The 19,093-nt window shown below is 68.8% G+C and carries 17 protein-coding genes; 9 read left to right on the plus strand and 8 right to left on the minus strand.

Annotated features, from left to right (window positions below):
* Window positions 1-2 precede the first annotated feature (2 nt).
* The gene (locus tag NN2_RS17395) at window positions 3-824 is read right to left on the minus strand and encodes an ABC transporter permease (protein ID WP_082857051.1); all 822 of its coding nucleotides are present in this window, start codon (window positions 822-824) and stop codon (window positions 3-5) included.
* A complete protein-coding gene (locus NN2_RS17400; RefSeq protein ID WP_082857052.1) occupies window positions 821-1,654 on the minus strand; it encodes an ABC transporter permease in 834 nt (277 codons plus the stop codon). Before NN2_RS17400 ends, NN2_RS17395 begins: the two co-directional genes overlap by 4 nt.
* Window positions 1,655-1,834: 180 nt before the next feature.
* Here NN2_RS17400 and NN2_RS17405 point away from each other — a divergent pair, with 180 nt between their 5' ends.
* Both NN2_RS17405 and NN2_RS37215 read left to right on the plus strand, forming a co-directional pair.
* Window positions 1,835-2,353 (plus strand): peroxynitrite isomerase, encoded by a 519-nt coding sequence (locus NN2_RS17405; RefSeq protein WP_063014929.1) that lies wholly within the window; start codon window positions 1,835-1,837, stop codon window positions 2,351-2,353.
* Window positions 2,354-2,520: 167 nt separating this feature from the next.
* Window positions 2,521-2,676, plus strand: a complete 156-nt coding sequence (locus tag NN2_RS37215) for a hypothetical protein (protein WP_156055460.1) — start codon at window positions 2,521-2,523, stop codon at window positions 2,674-2,676.
* 117 nt (window positions 2,677-2,793) lie between these two features.
* On the opposite strand, the gene NN2_RS17410 is transcribed toward NN2_RS37215, so the two are convergent.
* From NN2_RS17410 to ispG, 3 genes are all read right to left on the minus strand, one after another.
* Entirely contained in the window at window positions 2,794-4,599 is a 1,806-nt protein-coding gene (locus NN2_RS17410; protein ID WP_063014931.1) for a penicillin-binding transpeptidase domain-containing protein, read from the minus strand.
* An 81-nt stretch (window positions 4,600-4,680) separates the two neighbouring features.
* Window positions 4,681-5,541 (minus strand): GNAT family N-acetyltransferase, encoded by an 861-nt coding sequence (locus NN2_RS17415; protein WP_082857053.1) that lies wholly within the window; start codon window positions 5,539-5,541, stop codon window positions 4,681-4,683.
* Window positions 5,542-5,649: 108 nt separating this feature from the next.
* Window positions 5,650-6,783: a flavodoxin-dependent (E)-4-hydroxy-3-methylbut-2-enyl-diphosphate synthase gene (gene ispG, locus NN2_RS17420; protein WP_193615572.1), complete on the minus strand. Its 1,134-nt coding sequence runs from the start codon at window positions 6,781-6,783 to the stop codon at window positions 5,650-5,652.
* 255 nt (window positions 6,784-7,038) lie between these two features.
* Here ispG and nfi point away from each other — a divergent pair, with 255 nt between their 5' ends.
* From nfi to NN2_RS17450, 6 genes are all read left to right on the plus strand, one after another.
* Window positions 7,039-7,821 carry a deoxyribonuclease V gene (gene nfi, locus NN2_RS17425; protein WP_245658746.1) on the plus strand — a complete coding sequence of 261 codons (783 nt, stop codon included), beginning with the start codon at window positions 7,039-7,041 and terminating at the stop codon, window positions 7,819-7,821.
* A gap of 514 nt (window positions 7,822-8,335) precedes the next feature.
* Window positions 8,336-8,596, plus strand: coding sequence for a three-helix bundle dimerization domain-containing protein (locus NN2_RS17430; protein WP_063014933.1), 261 nt, complete (start codon window positions 8,336-8,338; stop codon window positions 8,594-8,596).
* Between the two features lie 12 nt (window positions 8,597-8,608).
* Window positions 8,609-9,532: a polyphosphate kinase 2 gene (gene ppk2, locus NN2_RS17435; RefSeq protein ID WP_439955856.1), complete on the plus strand. Its 924-nt coding sequence runs from the start codon at window positions 8,609-8,611 to the stop codon at window positions 9,530-9,532.
* 31 nt (window positions 9,533-9,563) lie between these two features.
* Window positions 9,564-12,359, plus strand: coding sequence for a cation-translocating P-type ATPase (locus tag NN2_RS17440; RefSeq protein WP_082857054.1), 2,796 nt, complete (start codon window positions 9,564-9,566; stop codon window positions 12,357-12,359).
* Between the two features lie 9 nt (window positions 12,360-12,368).
* A complete protein-coding gene (locus tag NN2_RS17445) occupies window positions 12,369-14,075 on the plus strand; it encodes a SulP family inorganic anion transporter (protein ID WP_063014935.1) in 1,707 nt (568 codons plus the stop codon).
* Window positions 14,076-14,096: 21 nt separating this feature from the next.
* Window positions 14,097-15,485 (plus strand): diacylglycerol/lipid kinase family protein, encoded by a 1,389-nt coding sequence (locus NN2_RS17450; RefSeq protein WP_082857055.1) that lies wholly within the window; start codon window positions 14,097-14,099, stop codon window positions 15,483-15,485.
* Here the strand turns inward: NN2_RS17450 and NN2_RS17455 are convergent.
* Both NN2_RS17455 and dxr read right to left on the minus strand, forming a co-directional pair.
* Window positions 15,469-16,692, minus strand: coding sequence for a M50 family metallopeptidase (locus tag NN2_RS17455; protein WP_063014937.1), 1,224 nt, complete (start codon window positions 16,690-16,692; stop codon window positions 15,469-15,471). The two genes, NN2_RS17450 and NN2_RS17455, sit on opposite strands and share 17 nt — an antisense overlap.
* Window positions 16,693-16,713: 21 nt before the next feature.
* A complete protein-coding gene (dxr, locus tag NN2_RS17460) occupies window positions 16,714-17,853 on the minus strand; it encodes a 1-deoxy-D-xylulose-5-phosphate reductoisomerase (RefSeq protein ID WP_063015001.1) in 1,140 nt (379 codons plus the stop codon).
* A gap of 162 nt (window positions 17,854-18,015) precedes the next feature.
* Between dxr and NN2_RS17465 the strand changes: the two genes are divergently transcribed.
* Window positions 18,016-18,300: a DUF2631 domain-containing protein gene (locus tag NN2_RS17465; RefSeq protein WP_104363070.1), complete on the plus strand. Its 285-nt coding sequence runs from the start codon at window positions 18,016-18,018 to the stop codon at window positions 18,298-18,300.
* Between the two features lie 48 nt (window positions 18,301-18,348).
* Here NN2_RS17465 and NN2_RS17470 read toward each other — a convergent pair whose 3' ends face one another.
* Entirely contained in the window at window positions 18,349-19,083 is a 735-nt protein-coding gene (locus NN2_RS17470) for a LysR substrate-binding domain-containing protein (RefSeq protein WP_063014939.1), read from the minus strand.
* Between the last annotated feature and the right edge of the window lie 10 nt (window positions 19,084-19,093).

A 19,093-nucleotide genomic window follows, 5' to 3' on the forward strand; every position in this document is an offset into this window, starting at 1 on the left:
GGTCACTGCCGGCTGGCGCGCCGGAATCCGACCGCCGCCGGCACGGCGAAGACGACCATCGCACCGACCGACCATCCCACCGTCGCCCACAGCGGCCCGCGCGCCGGCTCGCCGAGCGCCAGCGCGCGCATCGAGTCGATCGCCGTGGACATCGGCTGGTGTTCCACGATCGGCTGTGCCCAGCCGGGATAGGCCTCCAGTGGAACGAATCCGGTGCTGAAGAACATCAGCAGCGAGGAGCCGAGCGAAATGGCCTCCACCACGAACGTCTTCGCCGAATACACCGCGACCGCCGTCACCATCGTCGCGAATCCCAGTCCGTAGAGCAGCGGCACGCCGAGCACCGCGAGCGCGGCGGCCGGACGATGGAACCGGAAACCGAGCGCCATACCCACCGCGAACAGCACCACCGTGCACAGCACGATCCGGGCGACCTCGGCGAGCAGCCGCGACAGCAGTCCCGAGGCGCGATGGACCGGCAGCGCCCAGAAGCGGCCCAGCAGACCCGCATCCCGTTCGCGGCCGAGCGTCACCGCCCCGGCCAGCGATCCCGACATCACCGACACCACGGTCACCATCGGAACAGAACCGTAGAGCGCGTCGACGCCGGAGAACGAGGAGATCTGCCGACCGAGCACCGTATTCAGCATCACCAGCAGCAGCGCCGGGAAGACCAGGATCTGTGCCGTCGTGAGCGGATCGCGGCGCCAGCGCCGCAACAGCCGGCCGGTCTGCACCAGGGTCTGCGGCAGCAGATATCGCCAGCGCTCGGTATCCACCTGCACGGTCGCCAGTTCGCGCACCGCGGTGTCCGCCCGCGTCATCGCTGCCGCCGCACGGCCAGCACCACCGAACCGCCGCCGAAGACCAGCAGCCCGGCGGCCGTCCACACCACACCCGGTCCGACCGTCGACCGGTCCACCGCTGTCGCGAAACCCGGCTGGTCACCCGCGAGCGCCCGCATCGCGTCGACGAATTGCGACACCGGCTGATTCCGCGCGAAACCCTGGATCCACGGCGGGAATTGGGAGGCCGGCGCGAACCCGGTGGACACCATGCCGAGGATCAACTGCGGCAGCATCAGCACCTGGGTGGTGGCCTCCGGCGATTTCGACAATGCCCCCAGCAGATCGCCGAACAGTCCCAGCATCAGCCCGACCGACACCGCGAACAGGACGAAGCCGACTGTTTCCCAGAAGCTTCCGCCGAACCGGAAGCCGATCACGTGCGCGGCCAGCAGCGCCGCCACCAAGGCGATCGTAATGCGGTATCCGGTAGCGGCGGTGCGGGCGACCAGCGGGGCGATCGGCGGAATCGGCATGGTCGCCAGCCGGGCGTCGAGACCGCCGCGGGCGTCGACCGCCGCGCGCAGCGCGGCCGCGGTCGCGCAGAACGACACCGCCTGCATGACGATCATCGGCATCAGGAACTGGGCGTAGCTGCTCGCGCCGTGCCCGGCGAAGCTCATCACCCGATTCAGCGGTACGTAGAAGCCGAGGGTGAACACCGTCGGCGCCAGCACCGCGGTGAGCACCTCGCCGTTGCGCAGCGAGGGCCGGATCTGGCGGCGGGTCAGCACCCAGCACGGCAGCCACCAGCCGCGCAGCACGGCATGCGTGCCCCGCCGCGGCACCGGCTGGATTCGCACTGTCATTGCCTGCTCCGTTCGCACGCGGTCGGCATCCGTCCATCACACCAGACACCGGGCCGCCGCCGCGCGATCTCGGCGCGAGCGGGGCCCGATTCGCGGTGTATGTCGCGGCTTACCCCGTCTCGTCCCGGACGAACCGGACTCTGCCGCGTGGTCGTCCCACCCTCGGCGCCGCGGGGAACTATGCTGTGCGCCGTGCTCGAACCCCAACCCGCCGTCGCGCCCCATCCGGATATCGCCCATCTGGCTCCGCTGCTGGGTACCTGGCGGGGCTCCGGCCACGGGGAGTATCCGACCATCGAGCCGTTCGACTATCACGAGGAGATCCGATTCGGCCACGTCGGCCGGCCATTCCTCACCTATCGGCAGCGCACCCGCCACGCCGGCGACGGCCGCTCGCTGCACGCCGAAACCGGCTACCTGCGCTCGACCGGCGCGGACCGGGTGGAGCTGATCCTCGCGCACCCCACCGGCATCACCGAGATCTGCGAGGGGCGCATCGCGGTCGTCGAGGACGGACTGCGGCTCGAGCTCGATTCCACTCATATCGGCACCTCGAGTACCGCGAAATCGGTCACCGCGCTGGGCCGCTCGATTCATCTGTCCGGGGACACGATCGACTACAAGCTGCGAATGGCGGCCGTCGGGCAACCGACGCAACATCATTTGTCGGCCAGCTTGCGCCGAGCTGAACAGAATTAAGAATTGACGGTATAACCAGGCTTTTCGTGGTCTCTTCCGCTGCACGTTCCGGCGCAGGGGGTTGTCGGCGCGCGGTTCGCCGGTTTACGGTTTTCCGGGTCGGCTAATAGTCGGCGAACCGATGGTTCGATGCCAGTGGCTCTCACTCACCGATAAGGGAGAAGACCATGAAGCGTTCGACGCTCACGCTGATCACCGCGGGGATGATCCTCGCCGGGACCGGGGCCGTGGAGATTCTGGGAGACGGTTCGGCCGGGGCGTCACCCCCGACCGAGCACGCGACCTCGGCCACCGTCGGTGGAACGGAGGTGCAGGGACAATAAACGGCTCACGAACGTCACCGCTTTCACCCCCGTGACCGGACGCCACCGAGCGTCCGGTCACGCGTATTCAGGGGGCTCCCGAAAATCTTCGTCCGCACGGCGCGCACACGCCCCGGCTCAGGCACTCCCCGGTGGCAGAGCCGCCAGCATATCCCTGGTCACCGCGACCGCATTGTCCGAACTCCCGCCGCGGACCAGCAGCGTCGCCCACGCGAGATCGCCGCGATAGCCGATGAACCACGAATGCGATCCGCCGTCGACCTCCGCCTCACCGGTCTTGCCGAACACCTCGCCCTGGTCGGCGATCCGCTCGGCGGTACCGCCGGTGACCACCTTGCGCATCATCGCCTGCAGGCCCTCCACCACCTGCGGCGACAGGCTCGGCCGGTCGCCGTGGACGGCCGTCTCGTGCCCGGAGATCAGATACGGCGTCGGCGCCGACCCGTGCGCGACCGTCGCCGCCACCAGCGCCATGCCGAACGGGCTGACCACCACCCTGCCCTGGCCGATCCCGTCCTCGGTGCGAACCACCTCGTCGTCGGCGCGCGGCACCGAACCCGACACGGTCGGCAACCCGGCCACGGTGTAGTCCGGGCCCACCCCCATCCGCGCCGCCGCGTCGGTCAGGGCCGCACCGGGCAGTTCGCTGGCCAATTTCGCGAAGGCCGTATTGCAGGACCGCTCGTACGCCGTCGACATCGGCACATCGCCGAGGGAGAACAGGTCGTAGTTGGGAATTGTCCGCTCCCCCACCACGATTCGGCTCGGACACGGCACGACGGTATCCGGATTCGCGATGTCCGCGGTCATCGCGGCGGCGGCGGTGACGGTCTTGAAGGTGGAGCCGGGCGGATACAGTCCGGTCGTCGCGACCGGCCCGTCGGTGTCGGCGGCCTCGTTCTGCGCCACCGCGAGGATCGCTCCGGTGGAGGGCTGGATCACCACCATCATGGTCTGCTCGCGGCGCGGGTCGACGGCCCGCTGCGCGGCGTTCTGCACGGTGCGGTCGATACTCAGCGAGAACGACGGGGCCGGTTGCGGCGCAACCTCTTTCAGCACATCGGTATCGACGCCGTCGGCATTGACGGTGACCACACTCCAGCCCGCCTTGCCGTCGACCTCGTCGATGACGGTCTTGCGGATCTGCGTCATCAGATCGGGCGCGAAATGCCGGTCGGTGGGAAGCAGATCCCACTGCCGGTCGGTGGTCACTCCGGGCAGGCCCAGCAACTGTCCGCTGACCTGGTCGAATTCCCAATCGCTGAGGCCCAGGACGAGAGTGGGACCGTGTTGTTTCCGGGCGGCGGCCAGGATCGCGTCGGTGGTCAGGGTGTCGTCGAACTGTTTGAGCGCGGCCGACAGCGCTCCGGCCACATAGCCCGGATCCGGGGCGTCGGACACCGCGAACGAAATCCGGTGCACGACCCCCGGAACCAGGACGTCGCTGCCGGATCGTTCGTTGACCCGGGCCCGCGGAGCCGCAGTGGTGCGCAGGTGCAGGCTTTGGGTGTCACCCAGTTTCGGATGGATGTCCGAGGCGCTCCAGCGCACCTTCCACTGCCCGTCGCTGCGGCCCATCTGCAACTGGCCGGAGTAGCTCCAGGCGCGGTCCTTCGGCAGTGTCCACTCGTAGGTGTAGTCGACGGTAGCGGTGTCGCCGGTGACGCGCGCGGAACCGGTGTGCGCGGCCAGGTGCTGCGCCTGCAGGTTCTGCCACGCCGAAGCCAATGCCGCCGAGGCCTTCTCGGGCTGCGTGGTCAGATCGGCGGCGTGCGCCGCGTCCTGCCGGGCGAAGGCGGACAGGAAGGAGTCGGCGGCGGCGACCGGACCCTGCGGTCCGGACGAACACGCGCTCGCCGTCACCACGACGGCGGCGGCCGCACCCAGCACCAGTGCGCGCGGCGCACATCTCGACTTCCACATTGCCACCGATGGTAGCCAGCCGGTCGCTGGTAAACGTTGCGACACACTGGTTTTGCACAGTAAGCGGGGAAACCCGCGCGCTCAGTCCACGAGGATCGTCGCGAATGTCGCCACCTGATGGAAGCCGACCTTGGCGTACGCGCGGCGGGCGACCTCGTTGTAGGAGTTCACGTACAGGCTCGCGGTGCGCCCGGCCGCGACCACCGCGTCGGCGACCGCGGCCGTCCCGGCGGTGCCGAGACCGCGACCCCGCCACTGCGGATGGACCCACACGCCCTGGATCTGACCGGTCCGCCGCGACATCGCCCCGACCTCGGCCTTGTAGACGACCTGGCCGTCCTCGAAGCGCGCCCACGCGCGGCCCGCCTCGATGAGGCTCGCCACCCGGCGCCGGTATCCGCGACCGCCGTCGCCGGCCCGCGGATCGACGCCGATCTCCTCGGTGAACATCGCGACCGCGGCGACCAGATACCGTTCCAGCTCGTCGCTGCGCACGCGACGCACCTTCGGATCGGGGATGGCGCGGGCGCGGCCGTCGAGGGCCAGCAGCGGCTGATCGGCGCGGATCTCACGCGGCGGACCCCACCGCTGTTCCAGCGTCTCCCACAGCGGCAGCGCCAATTCCTGGCGGCCCACCACCGAGGAGCACACCCGCGGCCACCGGGCCGCGCGATCGGCGAAGGCCCGCATATCGTCGGTCGTTCCGCGCAACGGCACCAGATTGGCGCCGGAGAAACACAGCGAATCCGCCGGGGTACGCCGCGTCCACAATTCCCCGCCGCCGCGGTTGTCCAGGCCGTATTCCTGCAGACGCGCGGCAACCATGCACCCGGCCACCGGATCGGTGTCCAGCACTTCCAGCACCTGCGCCAGATCGCGATCCGCGAGCTGACGAGCACCGGAAATCCGTGACCGGCGCGACGGTTCCAGCACACTCCGCACGCTCCCAGCCTGCCATGAACGACGCCTGCGTGCGGGGGCTTTGCTCGGCTCCAAGGGCAGAATGCGCCCGGCGCGCAACACGCCCGCTCCCCTGTCCGCGTCCGGCGGTCAGCCGACGGTCACGACGGGCTCGCCGTTCTCGGCGTCGGTACCCATCTCGTCGGCGATGCGCATGGCCTCTTCGATCAGCGTCTCCACGATCTGGTGTTCCGGCACGGTCTTGATGACCTCGCCCTTCACGAAGATCTGGCCCTTGCCGTTACCGGAGGCGACACCCAGATCGGCCTCACGAGCCTCACCGGGACCGTTGACCACACAGCCCATGACCGCCACCCGCAGCGGCACCTCGAGACCCTCCAGACCCGCGGTGACCGCGTTGGCGAGGGAGTAGACGTCGACCTGCGCACGTCCGCAGGACGGGCAGGACACGATCTCGAGTTTGCGCGGACGCAGATTCAGCGACTGCAGGATCTGCCCGCCAACCTTGACCTCCTCGGCGGGCGGCGCGGACAGCGAGACCCGGATGGTGTCGCCGATGCCCTCGCTGAGCAGGGCGCCGAAGGCCACCGCCGATTTGATCGTGCCCTGGAAGGCCGGCCCGGCCTCGGTGACGCCCAGGTGCAGCGGGTAGTCGCACTGTGCGGCCAGCTGCCGGTAGGCCTCGACCATGACCACCGGATCGTTGTGCTTGACCGAGATCTTGATATCGCCGAAGCCGTGCTCCTCGAACAGGCTCGCCTCCCACAGCGCCGACTCCACCAGCGCCTCTGGGGTGGCCTTGCCGTATTTCTCGAGCATGCGCTTGTCCAGCGAGCCCGCGTTCACGCCGATCCGGATCGGGATCCCGGCGGCACCGGCGGCCTTGGCGACCTCCTTGACCCGGCCGTCGAACTCCTTGATGTTGCCCGGATTGACGCGCACGGCGGCACAGCCGGCATCGATCGCGGCGAAGATGTAGCGGGGCTGGAAGTGGATGTCCGCGATCACCGGGATCTGCGACTTCTTCGCGATCATCGGCAGCGCGTCGGCGTCCTCCTGCCGCGGGCAGGCCACGCGCACGATGTCACAGCCCGAGGCGGTCAGTTCCGCGATCTGCTGCAGCGTGGCGTTCACGTCGTGGGTCTTGGTCGTGGTCATCGACTGGACGGAGATGGGGTGATCACTGCCCACTCCCACCGTGCCCACCATCAGCTGGCGCGTTTTACGCCGCGGTGCGAGGACCGCCGCCGGTGCGGCCGGCATCCCCAGGGTGATGGCTGTGCTCACGTTCGGCTGCCTACTTTCGTCTGCGTCTGGTGCACCCGTTCGTTGCCGAGTCTAGTGCGGGCGGTATGAGAGCGACCTGTGAGAGCACCGACACCCCGGCCGGTGAACCACGCACTCATGGTCCGCCACCACCGCCGAACGACTGTGACCAGGACCGTACCGTCGCCGGGCCGAGCTGCCCGGCACACCCGGTATGCCCGGTCATCCGCGTTTTTCCGCCCGGATGCCGAGGTGGCTACCGTAGACGAGCCGAAGACCGGCAAGCACCGTCGCGTTCAGGAGGATTCACCGGATGTACATCCCGCGACCACGTGTCGGGCGGCGCTGACCGTGCGCCTGGCGATGACTCCCGAACTGCCCGCCGACCCGGAAGCGGCTGCGGCACTGCAGGAACGATTGCGCGATTCGGTGCTCACCCACGACCCGCGGCCGCCGCGATTTCGCACCGTCGCGGGCCTGGATTCGGCCTACGACGAGTCCGGCGCGGTCGTCGCCGCCGTCGTGGTCCTCGATCTCGACACGATGGCGACCGTCGACACCGCCGTCGCCCGCGGCACGACGCGGTTTCCGTACGTGCCCGGCCTGCTCGCGTTCCGGGAACTGCCGACCACCCTGGCCGCGCTGGAACGCCTCGAGACCACGCCCGACCTGCTGGTCTGCGACGGCCAGGGCATCGCCCACCCGCGGCGCTTCGGGCTGGCGTGCCACCTGGGGGTGCTGACCGGCCTGCCGTCGATCGGCGTCGCCAAGACGGTGTGGGGTCGATGCGACGAGCCCGATGCCGCGCGGGGTTCGGTATCCGACATCACGGTGGACGGCGAGGTGGTCGGCCGGGCGCTGCGCACCCAGCCGGGGATCAAACCGGTGTACGTGTCGGTGGGCCATCGCATCTCCCTCGACACCGCGTGCGCCCAGGTTCTCGCGCTCGCGCCGAAGTACCGCCAGCCGGAGACCACCCGCCGCGCCGACCATCTGTGCCGAACACTGTTGCGCGACAGCGTCGCTCGCGGCTAGGGAAGCACCCGGGCACAGCGGGCGAGCAGCGCCGGGTGGCAGCACCGAACCAGCCTACGAAGGCGACCATCGGCAACTTCATCGCTAATCGACGATTCGCGTTGCGCGGACCCGCGAGATTCGCCGAACACCACCGCCACCCGGAGCGACGGCAATCAATGTCCGGGCGGCGCCAGAGTCGAATGTCACCTCGTTTCAGATATTCGTTCTCGAATTGCGATCGCGCCTGATGCGGTCGATTGTTTTCCGTTTCGTCGTACCCGATCGAAGTAGCTGAAATCCGATGACTATTCGCCGATCGCCACCGGACGCGAACCCTTTACTCCGATCCGCGTCGGCCGCGTCCGATCGCCGCGAACACTGCATATCAAGACGAACACCGCAGATCAGACGGCACGACAGGGGAACGGCCACCGGAGGCGGATATGACGAATCACGAAAGAGCAAGGCGCCGTCGAATTTCGCGCCCGATTCGTGCCTTGACGACCATCGCCGCCGGGCAGACGATAGACCGATGACCGGCGATGAGGAATTGATTCAGGTCGAACAAGTCATCGAGCGAATGATCGCGCGCCACCCGTCCGTCCCGCCGGGGGACATAGAACTCATCGTGCGCGACATCCACAAGCGCTTCTCCGATGCGCGAGTACACGACTTCGTCCCTCTGCTCGTCGAGAAGGCAGCACGGCAAGCGATCAGCATCCGGCCCGCAGGAACACCGGCATCCGCGTCTCGCACCCGTCCGCGCGGCACGCGCGCAGTGACGGTCATCTGAGGAGACGAGTACGTGGGGAAGAAGTCCCGCCACGGCAAGCGCCGGGCCGACACCCCGGGGAACACGCTCACCGAGCGTTCCCACCGTCCGCCGCGAGGCTCGGCGGAGCTGTCCGGCGCGCAGGAATCCGCGGCGGCGAGGTCGAACGAGCCGATATCGAACACGCCGATGTCGAACAAGGAGTACCGGCGGCTGCTGCGGCCGCTGCAGGCCGAACTGGTCGCCCTGCAGGAGTGGGTGAAGGACTCCGGCGCGCGGATCTGCCTCGTCTTCGAGGGCCGCGACACGGCCGGTAAGGGGGGAGTCATCAAAGCCATCACCGCGCGCGTGAGCCCGCGGGTGTTCCGGGTCGTCGCCCTGCCCGCCCCCACCGAGCGGGAGAAGTCGCAGATGTACATCCAGCGCTATCTGCCGCATCTGCCGGCCGCCGGCGAGGTCGTCATCTTCGACCGCAGCTGGTACAACCGGGCCGGCGTCGAACGGGTGATGGGTTTCTGCACCGACGAGCAGGCCCGGCACTTCCTCGAGCTGATTCCGACGGTGGAACGCGAGATCGTCGACTCGGGCGTCATCATGCTGAAGTACTGGCTGGAGGTCGGTCAGGACGAGCAGACGCGGCGGCTGCAGAGCCGCATCGACGACCCCCGCAAGATCTGGAAACTGTCGGATCTGGATCTGCGCTCCTACAGCCGCTGGTACGACTATTCGCGGGCACGGGACGAGATGTTCCACTTCACCGACACCGGCTGGGCGCCCTGGTATATCGCGGCCACCGACGACAAGAAGCGCGGCCGGCTCAACATCATCAGTCACCTCCTCGGCCGGATCGACTACGAGCCGCTCGATCGGCCGCAGGTCGTGCTACCGGATCGGCAGAGCGCGAACGGCTATCGCGTCCCACCGCAGCCGCTGCACTGGATTCCGACGCCGTACTGAGAGTTGCGAGCCGAGGGAGAGGACGAGCGTTATGGCGGACACACAAGCGGTGCCCCGGAATCCGTCCGCCGGCGCACCGGCACCCGAACCTGCCGATTGGCACGCCCGCGACGCCGACGCGGTGGTGACTGCGCTCTCCTCGGACCGGCACGCCGGACTCACCACCGCCGCGGCCGAGCAGCGGCGTAAACGCTACGGCCCCAACGAAATAGCCGCCGAGCCCGCACCGGCGCCGTGGGCCGTCGCGCTGCGACAGCTCCGCGATCCGATGAACCTGATGCTGGTCGCGGTGGTGGTGGTCAGCGTCGTCATCGGCGAGATTCCGACGGCCGTCGTGGTCGGGGTGCTGGTCGTGCTCAACGTCGTACTCGGCACGCGACAGGAACTCGTGGCGCGCGCGAGCGTGGACGCGCTGGCGAAGATGCAGTCGCCGCAGGCGCGGGTGGTGCGCGACGGAGTGCTGACCCAGCTCGACGCGCTCGAGCTGGTGCCCGGCGATATCGTCCAGCTCGAAGCGGGCGATATCGTCCCCGCCGACGGCCGGCTCGTCACCTCCGCGACGCTGGAGACCCAGGAGGCGGCGCTCACCGGTGAAAGCGCCCCCGTGGCCAAGGATCCCGGCACTCTCGCCGCCGCGGACGTACCGCTCGGCGACCGCGGCGACATGGTCTATCAGAACACCTCGGTCACCCGGGGGACCGCCACCATGGTGGTCACCGAAACCGGGATGAACACCGAGATGGGCCGGATCGCGTCCATGCTGTCGGCGGTCCCCCCGTCGAGATCACCGCTGCAGCGTGAGCTGGATTCGCTGACGAAACTGCTCGGGGTGATCGCGTGGACGGCGGTGGCGATCATCGTGGTGATCGGTGCGCTGCGCGGCCAGGATGTGACAGCGGTACTACTGCTGGGCATTTCGATGGGCGTCTCCGCGATTCCCACCGGGCTGCCGACCTTCGTCCAGGCGATGCTGGCCTACGGCGCACGCCGCCTCGCCGACGCCAAGGCCGTGGTCAAGAACCTCACCGATGTCGAGACGCTGGGCGCGACCAGCGCGATCAACTCGGACAAGACCGGCACCCTGACCATGAACCAGATGACGGTGCGATCGCTGTTCTTCCACTGCCGCTGGTACGGCGTGACCGGAGAGGGCTACAGCACATACGGAACGGTCACCGAGGCCGCGGGCGAAGGCGTCCCGGATTTCAGCCTGCTCGCCTATGGTCTGTGCCTGGACAGCGACGCCACCGTGTCCGACACCGGAGAGGTGGTCGGCGATCCGACCGAAGCGGCGCTGGTGGTACTGGCGGCCAAGCTCGGCATCGACGCTCCGCTCACCCGCCGCGCCTACCCGCGCATCGCCGCGGTGCCCTTCGACTCGGCCTACAAATTCATGGCCACCTTCCACCATCTGCGCGTCGACGATCGGACTCGATTCGTCGAATTGGTCAAGGGCGCACCGGATATGGTCCTGGCCCGCTGCGCGAGCGCCTACCGCCCCGGCCGCACGGAGGTGCCGATCGACGAGGCGCGCGCCGAGATCACCGCCGCGATGCACACCATGTCGGAGCAGGGCCTGCGCGTTCTCGCCTTTGCCGTCCGGATCCTCGACGGCCGGGTGGACGCCGCGCGGGCCGATCCCATGTCGCTGGTCGAGAATCTCACCTTCGTCGGCATGGTGGGTATCATCGACCCGCTGCGGCCCGAGGCGGTCGATTCGGTGCGCATCGCCCACGAGGCAGGGATCGACGTGCGCATGATAACCGGCGACCACGCGATCACCGCCGCCGCGATCGGAGCCGAACTCGGGCTGGGGCCGGGGGCGGTCGGCGGCGCGGAACTGCAAGCCATGACCGACGAGCAACTGGCCGAGGCGCTGCCGAATCTGCACGTGTTCGGCCGCGTGACCCCCGAGGACAAGCTGCGGCTGGCCGGCGTGATGCAGCGCGGCGGCGCGGTGGTGGCGATGACCGGTGACGCGGTCAACGATGCCGCCGCGTTGAAGAAGGCCGATATCGGCGTCGCGATGGGTTCGGGCAGCGAGGTCACCAAACAGGCCGGCAAAATGGTGCTCACCGACGACAACTTCGGGACGCTGATCACCGCGATCCGCCTCGGCCGGGCCATCTACGACAAGATCGTGTCCTACATTCGGTATCAGATGTCGAAACTGTTCTCCCTGGTGCTGCTGTTCTTGGTGGCCAGCATCTTCGACATCAACCACGGCGTCGCGCTGACTCCGCTGATGGTGCTGTTCCAGCACTTCTTCATCACGCTGTTTCCGGTCGCCGTCATCATGACCGACCCGCCGCCGGCGAATCTGATGAACAAGCCGCCGCGCGATCCGGCGATGCCGATCGCCAACCGGACCGCGTTCGCGCAGTGGCTGGCCTACGGTGTGCTGCAGTTCGCGGTCGCCCTTGCCGCCATGCTGCTGGCTCCCGGCGAGATGAGTACGGACACCGCCTCGGTGCCGATGACGACGACCTTCGTGGTGCTGTCACTGGGTTCGGTCCTCGCCGGGCTCGCGATGCGTCGCGATCCCGAATCCGGTTTCACCGCACCGGTTCTCGGTGCGCTGAAGATCTTGTCGATCCCGGTCGTCGTCACCGTGCTTGCCGTGGAATTGAGTTTCCTGCAGGATCTGCTGATGACGACATCGCTGACGGGTGGCCAGTGGCTGGCCTGTCTCGGCTGGTCGGTGCTGATCCCGATCGCGATCGAGGCGGAGAAGGCGCTGCGGCGCAGGCGCATCCGCCACAACGCACCGCAAATTCCGCTCGATACTGCGGCCGCGGTGACGCCGCTGCGTGCCCGGGCGCACTGAGGCGCGGCCGTGGGCTGGCGAGACAGTATCGGCCGGCTGCCCGGAATCGCGACCGCGCGTGGATATCACCGTGACTGGCTGCGCGCGGATGTGACCGCGGGCCTCGTCCTGACCGCGCTCCTGATTCCCGCGGGCATGGGCTACGCCGAAGCCGCCGGGCTGCCCGCCTACGCCGGCCTGTACGCGACCATCGTTCCGCTGCTCGCCTACGCCGTGGTCGGCCCGTCGCGAATCCTCGTACTCGGCCCCGACTCGTCGCTGGCCCCGCTGATCGCGGCGGCGGTGCTGCCGCTGGCGGCCGCCGGTGATCCCCGCAGCGCCCTCGCGCTGGCGGGCGTACTGGCCGTACTCGTCGGCCTCATCCTGCTCGTCGGCGGTTTCCTGCGCCTCGGATTCGTCACCGAACTGCTGTCCAAACCCATCCGGCTGGGATATCTGAATGCCATCGCGCTGATCGTCGTCGTCGGGCAGGTGCCCAAACTGCTGGGATTCTCGGTCGAGGAGACCGGTCTGCTCGCCGAGATCGCGGCCATCGTCCGGGCGGTCTTCCACTCCGGCATCGAACCGGTCGCAGCGGCCGTCGGCATCGGATCACTCGCCGTCATCGTGATCTTCCGGATGTGGCTGCCGATCGTGCCGGGTGTGCTCGTCGCGGTCGTGGCCGGCATCGTGATCTCCGCGGCCGCCGGGCTCACCGACGAGATCGGGATGGTCGGCGCGTTGCCCGAGGGCCTGCCGCTGCCCTCGGTCGGCGGGGTCGGCCGGCACGAGGTCGCTCGCCTGATCGGGCCCGCGGCGGGTATCGCGCTGATCGCCTTCGCCGACAGCGGCGTCCTGTCGCGCACGTTCGCCTCGCGCCACGGCGAGGACGTCGACGGCAGTACGGAAATGAAAGCGATCGGGGTCGCCAATGTGGCCGGCGGGCTGTTCGGCGGATTTCCCGTGTCCGCCAGCGGCTCTCGCACCCCCGTCGCCGAACAGAACGGTGCGCATACGCAATTGGCGGGTGTGGTCGGAGCGGCCGCGGTGTTGCTGTTCGTCCTCATCGCCCCCGGACTCACGGCCTACCTTCCCGACGCGACGCTCGCGGCGGTGGTGATCGTCGCGGCCACCGCGTTGATCGATGTGCGCGGCCTGGTCCGGATGTGGCGGATGAGCACGGTGGAATTCGGCCTCGCCGTGGCCGCGTTCCTGGGCGTCGCGCTGGTGGGCGTCCTGCAGGGCATTCTGGTCGCGATCGGGCTGTCGTTCGTCGCGGTGGTCGCGCGGGCCTGGCAGCCGTACCGCACCGAACTCGTCGCCACCGCGGACCGGCCGGGTTTCCACGACATCGAACGCCACCCCGAGGGACACCGCTTCCCCGGCCTGGTGCTGGTGCGTTTCGACGCGCCCCTGTTCTTCGCCAACGGCCAGATCTTCGACGACTACGTGCGCTCGCTCGTCGCGCGGGCTCCGTACCCGGTCGAATGGGTGGTCGTCGCCGCCGAACCGATCACCGGCCTCGACACCACGGCCGTCGACGAACTCGTCGATCTCGACCGGTATCTCGAGGGCCGCGGGATCCGGCTGGCCTTCGCGGAGATGAAAGGGCCGATCAAGGACACGATCATCCGCTTCGGCGTCGGCGACCGGTTCGACGCGACGCATTTCTACCCCACCGTCGACGCAGCGGTCGATGCCTTCCAGCACCGATCCGATCACACGACCGATACCTGAGCGCCCGGGACGAGGCCTGCCATGAACCACATCTACGCCGAAGAGCCACCCTCGCACCGCCGATCCGGAGACGCAGCGAACGACGGCGGCCGCTCGCTGCGCGCCCGATCACGCTGGGCGCGAACAGCATTCGTCTTCGCCGGTGCGGCCGTCGTGGTGCCGGTCGTATTCGCCGACGTGCTGGGTACCCTCGCGCTGCTGATCGTCGGTGCGGGCGGGGTGGTGGTGACGGTGGCCGCGCTGTACTGGTTCGTGAGCGACCGTGGGGCCATTCGGTGGGTGTCGGCGATCGTGGCGGTGGCGGCGCCGATCGTGGTTCTCGTCATGTTCGTGCGCACCGGCCTGCTGTGGGTCGTGCTGGTGGCGGGCGCGCTGGCCTTCGCGTCCATGTTCTGTGCTCGCGCCGCGCTACGGCCGGGTGAGGCCCACACGACGGCGATCGAATACTCCGCGCCGCCACCGCGACGACCGTTCCTGATCATGAATCCCCGCTCCGGGGGAGGGAAAGTCGCGAAGTTCGATCTGCGGCGCCGAGCCGAAGAGCTGGGCGCAGAGGTTGTGCTGATGGAGGGTCGCGTCGATGTCGCCGCCCTGGCTCAGGAGGCCGTCGAACGAGGTGCGGACCTGCTGGGCGTCGCGGGCGGCGACGGGACCCAAGCGCTCGTAGCCGGGGTCGCCGCCGCGCACGACCTGCCGTTCCTCGTGCTCAGCGCGGGCACGCGCAATCATTTCGCGCTGGACCTCGGGCTCGACCGCACCGATCCGGCGACCGGGCTCGACGCGTTGCGCGACGGCGTGGAGATGCGCGTCGACCTCGGCCGGATCAACGGCCGGCCGTTCGTCAACAACGCCTCGTTCGGCGTCTACGCCGAGATCGTGCGCAGCCCCGCCTATCGCGACGACAAGACCGCGACCGTCCTGCGCCTGCTCCCCGATCTGCTCGCCGGCCACAGCGGGACCAAGCTGGTGGCGCGTATCGGCGCCACCACGGTCACCGGCCCGCAGGCGGTGCTGGTGAGCAACAATCCCTACGGCACCAGCGATCTCGCCGGGCTGAGCCGCCGCGACCGCCTCGACCGCGGCGTGCTCGGGGCGGTCACGGTCTCGGTCTCCGATACCCGCGCGGCATTGGGTCTGATCCGTCGCACACACAGCCACGGACTGACCCAGCAGACCGCATCCGAAGTCGTCGTCGAGGCCGAGAGCTCACCGATCCCCGCCGGCGTCGACGGGGAATCGCTGCTCCTCGACACACCGGTGCGATGCGTCGTGGAACCCGGCGCGCTGCGCGTGCGCGTACCGCGCAACCGCCCCGGAACCCGCCCTGCCGCAGCCGCTCTGGACTGGCTGCGCCTGCGCGATCTGGCGCTCGGTCGCGCGAGCGCCGAATCCGCTACGGGAACAGCTTGATCGGGTTCACGATGTCGGCGACCAGGGTGAGGATCATGTACGCCCCGCCGATCACCACCACCACGTAGGTGGCGGGCAGTAGTTTCATGTAGTCGACCGGAGCGCCGTTGGGCAAGCCCTTGCGGTTGCGCCACATGTTGCGCAGCTTCTCGAACATCACCACCGCGATGTGGCCGCCGTCCAGCGGGAGCAGGGGCAGCAGGTTGAACGCGCCGAGGAAAAAGTTCAGGCTGGCCAGCACCAGCACGAACATGTTCCAGTATCCGTGTTCGGCCGTCTCACCGCCGATCTTGCTGGCGCCGTAGACGCTCACCGGTGTGTCGGCGTCGCGCTGGCCGCCGGTCACGGCGTGCCACAGGCTGACGACCTTGCCCGGCATCTGCGCGAGCGAAGCGAACGTGCGGCCGAACATATCGCCGGTGAAGGCCGCTGACGCCGGAACCGCCGCGATCACGTTGTATTTGACCGGGCTGTACACATCCTGTGCCACACCGACTTTGCTCACGTACACCGGCGTGGTGACGCGCTCGGAACTGTCGGTGGACTTCAGCGGATAGGTCGCCACCCGCTCCGGGGTCACCGGAATCTGCAGGGTCTGATCGTCACGTTTCACCGTGTAGACGACCGGGCCGTTGGCCTTCTCGGTGATCGAGCGGAAGTCGTTCCAGGTCTTGACGGGCTTGCCGTCGATCGCGGTCACCAGATCGCCGCGCTTCAGCCCGGCGCGTTCGGCCGGGCCGGGGCCGGTGCACTTCTGCATCGACCCGTCGGGGTTCTGCGCGGGCACGCAGCCGGCCGGGTAGATCTGGGTGGCCGGCGGCGAATCCAGCCGGGGCAGCCCCCAGGCCACCGCGAGCAGCATGATCAGCAGGAAGCCCAGGATGAAGTTCATCGCGATGCCGCCGAACATCACCACCAGCCGCTTCCAGGTGGCCTGCCGGTACATCGCGCGATGCAGGTCCTCGGGTGGAACCTCGTCCAGCGCGGTCATCCCCGCGATATCGCAGAAACCGCCCAGCGGCAGCGCCTTGAGGCCGTATTCGGTCTCACCGCGGCGGAACGAGAACACCTTCGGCCCGAAGCCGACGAAGTAGCGGCGCACCTGCATGCCGGTGGCCTGCGCCGCCCACATGTGGCCACATTCGTGTAGCGCCACCGATACCGTGATGCCGAGGGCGAACAGCACGAATCCGATCGCGAAGCCCATGCGGTATGGAACCCTCCTGAATCAGTTGCTCACGAGCGTGCGCGCACGCTGTCGCGCCCACGCATCCGCCGCGAGCACCTCGTCCAAGGTACTGGGTTCCGCGGCCCAGCGGTCGGCCGACTCGACGACCCGCGCGACCGTGCGCACGATATCCGGGAATCGCAGCGCACCGTCGAGGAATGCCTGCACCGCGATCTCGTTGGCGGCGTTGTACACCGCGGTGACGCTGCCACCGGCCTTACCCGCCGCGCGAGCCAGCTCGACCGCCGGGAAGACCTCGTTGTCGACCGGTTCGAATTCCCAGGTGAACGCGGTGCCGAAGTCGATCGGGGCGAGGGTGCCCGGCACCCGGTCGGGCCAGCCCAGGGCCAGTGCGATCGGCAGCTTCATATCGGGCGGGCTGGCCTGGGCGAGGGTGGAACCGTCGGTGAAGGTCGCCATCGAATGCACGATCGACTGCGGATGCACCGTGACATCGATCTTGTCGTAGTCGATCCCGAACAGCATGTGCGCCTCGATCAGTTCGAGGCCCTTGTTCACCAGCGTGGCCGAATTGAGGGTGTTCATCAAACCCATCGACCAGGTGGGATGAGCCTTGGCCGCGTCGGGGTCCACCGATTCCAGCATCTCGGCGGTCCAGCCCCGGAACGGGCCGCCGGAGGCGGTGAGCACCAGCCGCGCGACCTCGTCGGCGCGCCCGCCGCGCAGGCACTGCGCCATCGCCGAGTGTTCGGAGTCGACCGGGACGATCTGCCCGGGAGTGGCGGCCCGGGTCACCAGACTGCCGCCCGCCACGAGTGATTCCTTGTTGGCCAGGGCCAGGCGCCGCCCCGATTCCAGAGTCGCGAGCGTCGGGCGCAGCCCGAGCGCGCCGACCAGGGCGTTGAGCACCACGTCGGCGTCGGTGCGGCGCACGAGTTCGGTCACCGCGTCCGGACCGGTTAGGCCCACACCGAGTTTCGCGGCGGCGGCCGGATCGGCGACGGCCACGTTGTCGGTACCGGTGGCGCGGATCTGCTCGGCCAGCAGGTCGGTATTGCCGCCGCGCGCGGCCAGTCCGACCACCTGGAATCGGTCCGGATTGGCGGCGACGACCTCCAATGCCTGGGTGCCGATGGAGCCGGTGCTGCCCAGCAGCAGAACTTTCACGATGTCGGACACGCACTCATTGTCCACGGTGAATCGCCGCGCACGTCACCCCGCTGGCTACGACGCCCGGTCGTATGCAAACATATTCTCGACAGTCACCTTCACGACCTGCGGACCTCACGGTGCACTCCGCGCACCCGAACCGCAGCGAACACGGAAATGATGGGAGCGAACGTGGCCGCCACGGAACTGGAACCCGCCAAGAGCGCCGGCGTCGTCACCAAGGTCGATCCCGCCGAGGTTCCCTCCGCCGCCTGGGGCTGGAGTGGTGAATCGCGGCGCACCTTCCGTATCGCCGGATGGGTCGTCTTCCTGATCCTGCTGGCCATGCTGTTCGAGAACCAGCAGGGCCACACCTCGGGCACCGGCTACACCGGATACATCTTCCTGATCGGTTTCGCCGTCGCGCTGGCGGGCATCTTGATCCGCGATTCGATCATCCGGCGCAAGCCGCGCTGAATCACCGTCGCGTAGCGCATCATTCGACCGGCCGCTGAGGTGCTGACCTCAGCGGCCGCGTCGTTTCCGCGGGCCGCCGGCCTTGCCCGCCCGTCCCGGCTTCGCCGCGCCGCCCCGGCGTGCGGCCGGTTTCGCACCGCCGTCGCCCCGGCCCCTACCGCGCTGCGCCGCAACACCTTCGGCGCGCGCACCGGAATCCTGCCGGCCGCGCCGATCGCGTTCACCGGCGGTCCGGGAACTGCGTGCCGTGCGCCCGCGCACGACGCCGATGAATTCCTCGGCGAGTTCGACCGCGTCCTCGATCGGCCACGACAGCGCGACCTGGGTCGGATCGACATCGGTGAGCGGACGATAGATCAGGTCGCGGCGGTGATGCAGCCGTGCCAGCGACTGCGGCACCACCGCCGCCCCGCCGACCGCGGCCACCAATTCGACGGTGTCGCCCACCGCGTCGAGATCGGTCGCGTCCTGCATCCGCTCGCCCTCCAGATCGGCCAGGCTCACCTCGTCGAACAGCCCGATCGGATGATCCTTCTGCACCACCGCCACGGCGACCTCGTGGTAGAGCGGAATCGCGTGCAGCCCGGCCCGATCGATCGGTAACCGGACGAAGCACATGTCGACCCGTCCCTGCGCCAGTACGTCGCGCTGCTGTGCCTGCGGCACGGCGATCAAATCGAGCGGGACATCAGGGAACCGTTCGGCCCACACCCGCGCCCACTTGGCGACGGTGACGCCCGGGACGTAGCCGATGCGCAGCGCGGCGGGAGCAGACTCGGTCATGCGGCCAGCG

This window comes from Nocardia nova NBRC 15556, assembly GCF_001613005.1.
Classification (GTDB): domain Bacteria; phylum Actinomycetota; class Actinomycetes; order Mycobacteriales; family Mycobacteriaceae; genus Nocardia; species Nocardia nova.

Excerpts from the sequence above, each read along its gene's own strand:
- NN2_RS17395 (WP_082857051.1), bottom strand. The coding sequence starts at position 824 with ATGACGCGGGCGGACACCGCGGTGCGCGAACTGGCGACCGTGCAGGTG.
- NN2_RS17400 (WP_082857052.1), bottom strand. The coding sequence starts at position 1,654 with ATGACAGTGCGAATCCAGCCGGTGCCGCGGCGGGGCACGCATGCCGTG.
- NN2_RS17405 (WP_063014929.1), top strand. The coding sequence starts at position 1,835 with ATGCTGTGCGCCGTGCTCGAACCCCAACCCGCCGTCGCGCCCCATCCG.
- NN2_RS37215 (WP_156055460.1), top strand. The coding sequence starts at position 2,521 with ATGAAGCGTTCGACGCTCACGCTGATCACCGCGGGGATGATCCTCGCC.
- NN2_RS17410 (WP_063014931.1), bottom strand. The coding sequence starts at position 4,599 with ATGTGGAAGTCGAGATGTGCGCCGCGCGCACTGGTGCTGGGTGCGGCC.
- ispG (WP_193615572.1), bottom strand. The coding sequence starts at position 6,783 with ATGCCGGCCGCACCGGCGGCGGTCCTCGCACCGCGGCGTAAAACGCGC.
- NN2_RS17430 (WP_063014933.1), top strand. The coding sequence starts at position 8,336 with ATGACCGGCGATGAGGAATTGATTCAGGTCGAACAAGTCATCGAGCGA.
- NN2_RS17440 (WP_082857054.1), top strand. The coding sequence starts at position 9,564 with ATGGCGGACACACAAGCGGTGCCCCGGAATCCGTCCGCCGGCGCACCG.
- NN2_RS17450 (WP_082857055.1), top strand. The coding sequence starts at position 14,097 with ATGAACCACATCTACGCCGAAGAGCCACCCTCGCACCGCCGATCCGGA.
- NN2_RS17455 (WP_063014937.1), bottom strand. The coding sequence starts at position 16,692 with ATGGGCTTCGCGATCGGATTCGTGCTGTTCGCCCTCGGCATCACGGTA.
- NN2_RS17470 (WP_063014939.1), bottom strand. The coding sequence starts at position 19,083 with ATGACCGAGTCTGCTCCCGCCGCGCTGCGCATCGGCTACGTCCCGGGC.